Here is an 836-nt window from a genome sequence, read left to right as displayed (position 1 = left end):
GACTGGCGAGTGGGGCGTTTGGCGTTAAGGCATTGTTATGCTTCAACACTGAGGAGGCTGCGGCCTCCTTTTGCTTCTTCGTTTTTATTCTTAGTTTTTCGTAGCATCTAAGTATCAAATACGCCACCTCCTTGTGGCCACATCGTTAGATGTCGAACAACACGCCAATTTTGATGGCTTGCTGATCAAACTCTTTCGCAATTTCAGGACTATCGACGTTGAGTGCATCCGTCAGATATTGGTAAGAGAGCGTCATCGAAAAGCGTGGTGTGAAATGCCATTCACTACCTACTTCAATATCCACTTGTTGTACCGTGCTTATTTGCGCGTTTTTTGCGCTCATTGCTCGTCAGGATCAGTGAGTTGTCAATATAAGACGCCGTGTATTTGTCCCAATCAGTGCTTGTGGTGGTGTAGTGGCAGTGTTGGCTTTCCGTAAAGCTTGGAGCTTATTGGCCACACAGCCAAGAAAACTTAGGACCAATATTGAGATTGAGGCTTTGGGTTTCTAAAGAAATGATCGCTCTCTCCAGATGACCTTCACCGTAGGAATAGCTCACGGTTTGGTTGATAGGGTTAGCCAACCAATACGATACGCCCGCTTCCAGTGCCAACCAATCGATAAATTGATAACCCAATGTGGCACCAATGCCAACACCCACTTTTTTAGGGCTCACATCGTAGCGGTAATCTTGCTCGAGATCGTCACTCTGATAGGAATAAAACGAAAACGCTTTGGTCGGTACCAAGGTAAAAACCTTGCTTAGCCAAAGCGATAGGTGATGCCAGCAGTAGGCAAGCGGCCAAATGTATGTCGCTTCATAGGAARCACTCTT

General features: G+C 46.1%; 1 protein-coding gene and 1 pseudogene. Both read right to left on the bottom strand.

Going from position 1 to position 836, the window contains the following annotated elements; genetic code table 11:
- Nucleotides 1–145: 145 nt before the first annotated feature.
- Nucleotides 146–343, bottom strand: a complete 198-nt coding sequence (locus tag CIK04_RS35075) for a hypothetical protein (RefSeq protein WP_325206031.1) — start codon at nt 341–343, stop codon at nt 146–148.
- Between the two features lie 106 nt (nt 344–449).
- Nucleotides 450–836, bottom strand: a pseudogene (locus CIK04_RS35070) (hypothetical protein); the annotation flags it as partial.

Source organism: Vibrio sp. 03_296 (genome assembly GCF_002265885.1).
Note: the sequence above shows the minus strand (reverse complement) of the source record. Positions and strands in the feature narration are given on the sequence as shown.

Coding starts and splice junctions, on each gene's coding strand:
- CIK04_RS35075 (WP_325206031.1), bottom strand. CDS start 343: ATGAGCGCAAAAAACGCGCAAATAAGCACGGTACAACAAGTGGATATT.